Raw genomic sequence first — 4,400 nt, 5'->3', positions numbered from 1 at the left:
ACCGTCACCGTCACGAACCCGAGCGAGTACCCCGATGGGCGCATCGGCTCGGTGTCGGAGCCCATGGTCAAGGCGGCCATCCTGTTGCCCAAGGACTACGTCGGCACCGTCATGGAGCTGTGCCAGTCGCGTCGAGGCACGTTGCTCGGCATGGAGTACTTCTCCGAGGAGCGCGTCGAGCTGCGCTACAACATGCCGCTCGGCGAGATCGTCTTCGACTTCTTCGATCAGCTGAAGTCGAAGACCCAGGGGTATGCGTCGCTCGACTACGAGCCCTCAGGGCAGCAGGAAGCCGACCTGGTGAAGGTCGACATCCTCCTGCAGGGGGAGAAGGTCGATGCCTTCAGTTCGATCGTGCACCGCGACAAGGCCTACGCCTACGGCACGATGATGGCGGAGCGGCTGCGCAAGCTCATCCCTCGCCAGCAGTTCGAGGTGCCGATCCAGGCCGCGATCGGCGCACGCATCATCGCCCGCGAGACGATCCGCGCGATCCGCAAGGACGTGCTGGCCAAGTGCTACGGCGGTGACATCACCCGCAAGCGCAAGCTCCTCGAGAAGCAGAAGGAGGGCAAGAAGCGCATGAAGATGGTGGGCCGTGTCGAGGTGCCGCAGGAGGCGTTCATCGCTGCGCTCTCCGGCGATGTCGAAGGCAAGGAAAAGAAGTAACCGGTGCCGTTCCCGGCGTATGAGCGGGGGATGACGCGCGGCCCGATCCGCGCGGTGCCGAAGGGGATGCGCCTCTCCGAGCGTTCAACGGTCGTCGGCCCTGCCGCGCGAACTGCGGTCGCCGCGCTGGTGAGCTCGTGGGATTTCAAGCGCCGTGCGGGATTCGAAGTCCCTGTCGGTGCGCCTGCCGCAGGCGTCGAGGGCGTGCTCGCGAAGCGTCTGCTCGGTATTCGATTCGTGGAGCCCGTACGGGTCGTATGGGCGGATGAGAACGGCTTCGGCTACGAAACCCGTCCTGGGCATCCGATCTACGGCGAGGAGTCGTTCCTGATCGACGAGCACGGCGTTTTCGTCGCGCGATCGGTCTCGCGTCCTTCGACGTGGTTCTGGCGATTGCTGGCGCCGGCGCTCCTGCTGCTGCAGCGAGCCACGCACGACCGGTATGTCCGCATCGTTCAGGATGAGGCGGGGGCGTCGTCGGTCTCGCGCCGAGCCACGATGTGACGCTCCGCGGCGCGTGGGGGTGTTCGCTCAGGTAACCCGAAGTAGGGTGGAAGTCATGCGGCGCGGGACTTTCCGAGACGACACGGTGGACTATGCGGCCGTGGGTGCGACCCATGCTCCGGATCTGATGCAGTACCCGCCGGAGCGCAGCATCCCGGCGGAGGAATCCTGGCGGATCGGCAGCGGGATCGAACGCTTCCAGACCGCCGGCGAAGCGCTTCTGTCGTGGACGGCACAGCGCGCTGCCGGCCTGACGGTCGAAGACGTGCGCCCCGCACCGGGACCTGCCTATGCGGGCGTGAGCTTCGACGCCGAGGGCAACCCGATCGCTCCGAGCAAGCGCGACGTCGAGCAGCGCTACGACGCGGAGGGCATGCCGTTCGTCGGCGCGGGGATGACCCTGCACCTCCGCGGGCGCGTCGCGGGCATGCGCGCCGACTCCGAGCTCCGCGTGATCTCCGTCACGGAGGAGACCCGTCGTGTCGGGTTCGTCCTCGGAACCGTCGGCGGATCGGTGGTCAGCGGAGAAGAGTCGTTCGACGTTGACTGGCGTGAAGACAACGACGAGGTGTGGTTCACCGTGCGCGCCTTCGACGCGCCGAACGGCCTGCTCTACCGCACGATCCCCGCTCTCGTGAAGCGTCGCCGCCGCGAGCTCTTCGCGCGCTATCTTCGGGCGATCTCCCCGCTGTACGCGACTCCCGTCTGATGGCGGGACCACTTCCTCTCGGAGACCCCGCCCCGGCGGACGGACGCTTGCCCGCAGATCTTCGGATCGATGAGCATGTGCCGTTCTCCGCCTACCTGCACATCCCGTTCTGCACCGTGCGCTGCGGCTACTGCGACTTCAACACGTACACCTCGACCGAGCTGCGCGGGGCGAAGCAGGAGGACTACGCGTCGACGTTGATCGCGGAGATCGCCCTCGCTCGTCGAGTGCTGGATGACGCGGGAGCGCTGCGGCCGATGGACACCGTGTTCTTCGGCGGCGGTACTCCCACGCTTCTCCCCGCCGGCGACCTCGCACGCATGCTCGGAGCGGCGACAGATGCGTTCGGCCTGGCAGCGGGCGCGGAGGTCACGGTCGAGGCGAACCCCGACACGGTGACGCCCGAAGTGGCGCACACCTTGGCACGAGCAGGAGTCACGAGGATGTCGGTCGGCATGCAGTCTGCCGTTCCCCACGTGCTCGCCGCCCTCGATCGCACGCACCGCCCGGAGAACGTGCGCACGGCCGTCGCCGCCGCGAAGGATGCGGGCCTTGCCGTGAGCGTGGACCTGATCTACGGCGCACCGGGGGAGTCCCTCGCCGACTGGCAGGCGTCGCTCGATGCCGCACTCGCGCTGGAGCCGGACCACATCTCGGCCTACGCGCTCATCATCGAAGACGGAACCAAGCTCGCGCGTCAGATCCGCCGCGGGGAGGTGCCGACCCCCGACGACGATCTCCAGGCCGACATGTACGAGCTCGCCGACGGCCGACTCGCTGCCGGCGGCTTCGACTGGTACGAGGTGAGCAACTGGGCGCGCACGCCCGATCGTCGCTCCCGACACAACCTCGCGTATTGGCGGGGGAACGACTGGTGGGGCTTCGGTCCCGGAGCGCACAGCCACGTGGCCGGTCTGCGCTGGTGGAACGTGAAGCACCCCGCGGCGTACGCCCAGCGCCTTGCCGCATCCGAGTCGCCGGCAGCAGGCACGGAGCGTCCGGACGACGACTCGCGCACGCTCGAGCGGATCCTGCTGCTCAGCCGCATCCGCGAGGGGATCGCGATCGACGAAGTCCCGAGGGCGAACAGGAGCAGGGTCGCCGGACTCATCGCCGACGGTCTCGTCGAACCACTCGCAGCGCTTCAAGGGCGCGTGCAGCTGACGCTACGCGGTCGCCTGCTCGCCGATGCCGTCGTCCGCGAACTGACCGACTGAAGGCTGAAGCGTCCGTCACCCGGGGAGCAGATCCATCGCCGCCGCACGCCTCTGGGGCACCGTCGTGCTCCTGGCGTCGAACACCCGCGTGAGGCGATCGTCACCGTAGGCCGGCCAGCCAGGATCGCCCGACGTCACGAACCCGACCCACGACGCGTTCATCTCGGCGGCGAGATCACGCGGAGCGTCGGGACCTGCCAGACGCGCGGCTTCCTCGTCATCGAGGCGATCGAACACGAACCCGAGCTCGAGCGCGTGTGCCGCGCGGAGATCGCGGACGGGACTCGGCCAGGCGAACTCGTAGACGTGCGTCTTCTCCGGACGCGCGGCTGCCACCCGGCTCAACGGAGCACGCAGCATCACGTCCGTGACGAGCTGCCCCAGGATCTCTCCAGCGCCGGCGTCGGGGAACGCGGATCGATAGGCCGCCACCGCACGTCGAGGGATGCGGGAGAGCAGTCGCGCGGCTTGCAGCTTGAACTCTCCGATGCCTGCCAGCACCTCCGGTGGGAACCAGAGCCGATACTCGTCGGTGTTGCTCCCGATGAGTAGCGGCGTATCGATCTCGCGAAGCACCTCATGCGGTGACCGGGGAAGGCTCTCGGGGTCGATCGCCAACTGGAACGCCGGAGCCCCGCCGAGGGGAGACGATCCGGCGGATTGAGCTCTCCGTGCGTCCAACAGCTTCTCGGGCGTCAGAGCGGCGAAAGAGACGCGGTCGGCTCGTACTCCGAGTCGCTTCGCGAGTCGAGCCGTCACACGTCCGGCCTTCTTCGGAGTCTGCGCCTGGAGTGGTCCGGACTCGATGATGGCGCGACTGATGAGTGCGCGGGAGTCCGCCCGAGCGAGGAGCCCGGCGACGATGGCTCCACCGGCGGACTCGCCCATCGCCGTTATCCGTGTCGGGTCGCCGCCGAGAGCGGCGACCTCACGGTGCACCCACTCGAGGGCCGCGGCCGCATCGCGCAGGCCGAGGTTCCGTGGGGCGCCCTCCAAGACGGAGAACCCCTCCGAGCCGAGTCGGTAGTTGATCGACACGAAGACGATTCCCGCCTGCGCGAAGACCGCGCCGTCATAGAGCGGAAGAGCGGCGGTGCCGCGTTCGAGCGCGCCGCCGTGGATCCAGAGCAGCACGGGGGCGCCGGAGGCGTCGGGCGGGGCCCAGACGTTCGCCGTGAGGATGTCGTCTCCGTCGATCCGCACCGAGCCGAGCAGCTCGCCGATGGCGCCCGCATACGGAACCTGAGGCGGAGTGGGGCCGAACTCCAGTGCGTCGCGCACGCCGTCCCAGGTCGCGACAG

4 protein-coding genes and 1 pseudogene are annotated in these 4,400 nt (G+C 68.4%); 4 read left to right on the top strand and 1 reads right to left on the bottom strand.

Going from position 1 to position 4,400, the window contains the following annotated elements; genetic code table 11:
* From DSP71_RS23605 to hemW, 4 genes and pseudogenes are all read left to right on the top strand, one after another.
* A pseudogene (locus DSP71_RS23605) lies at nucleotides 1-669 on the top strand (elongation factor 4); the annotation flags it as partial.
* Between the two features lie 30 nt (nucleotides 670-699).
* On the top strand, nucleotides 700-1,173 hold the full coding sequence (locus tag DSP71_RS11340; RefSeq protein ID WP_113681138.1) for a DUF1990 family protein: 474 nt from the start codon (nucleotides 700-702) through the stop codon (nucleotides 1,171-1,173).
* Nucleotides 1,174-1,228: 55 nt separating this feature from the next.
* Complete coding sequence (locus DSP71_RS11335; RefSeq protein WP_046749203.1) at nucleotides 1,229-1,882, top strand: DUF1990 family protein; 654 nt, start codon at nucleotides 1,229-1,231, stop codon at nucleotides 1,880-1,882.
* On the top strand, nucleotides 1,882-3,099 hold the full coding sequence (gene hemW / locus DSP71_RS11330; protein WP_113681137.1) for a radical SAM family heme chaperone HemW: 1,218 nt from the start codon (nucleotides 1,882-1,884) through the stop codon (nucleotides 3,097-3,099). The genes DSP71_RS11335 and hemW overlap by 1 nt, the downstream gene beginning before the upstream one ends.
* A gap of 15 nt (nucleotides 3,100-3,114) precedes the next feature.
* Here the strand turns inward: hemW and DSP71_RS11325 are convergent.
* On the bottom strand, nucleotides 3,115-4,400 hold a 1,286-nt coding region (locus DSP71_RS11325), incomplete at its 5' end, for a carboxylesterase family protein (RefSeq protein ID WP_258546381.1).

The organism is Microbacterium sp. H6 (assembly GCF_003314775.1).
Classification (GTDB): domain Bacteria; phylum Actinomycetota; class Actinomycetes; order Actinomycetales; family Microbacteriaceae; genus Microbacterium; species Microbacterium oxydans.
This window is presented reverse-complemented; position numbering and strand designations above follow the sequence as displayed.

Coding starts and splice junctions, on each gene's coding strand:
- DSP71_RS11340 (WP_113681138.1), top strand. CDS start 700: ATGACGCGCGGCCCGATCCGCGCGGTGCCGAAGGGGATGCGCCTCTCC.
- DSP71_RS11335 (WP_046749203.1), top strand. CDS start 1,229: ATGCGGCGCGGGACTTTCCGAGACGACACGGTGGACTATGCGGCCGTG.
- hemW (WP_113681137.1), top strand. CDS start 1,882: ATGGCGGGACCACTTCCTCTCGGAGACCCCGCCCCGGCGGACGGACGC.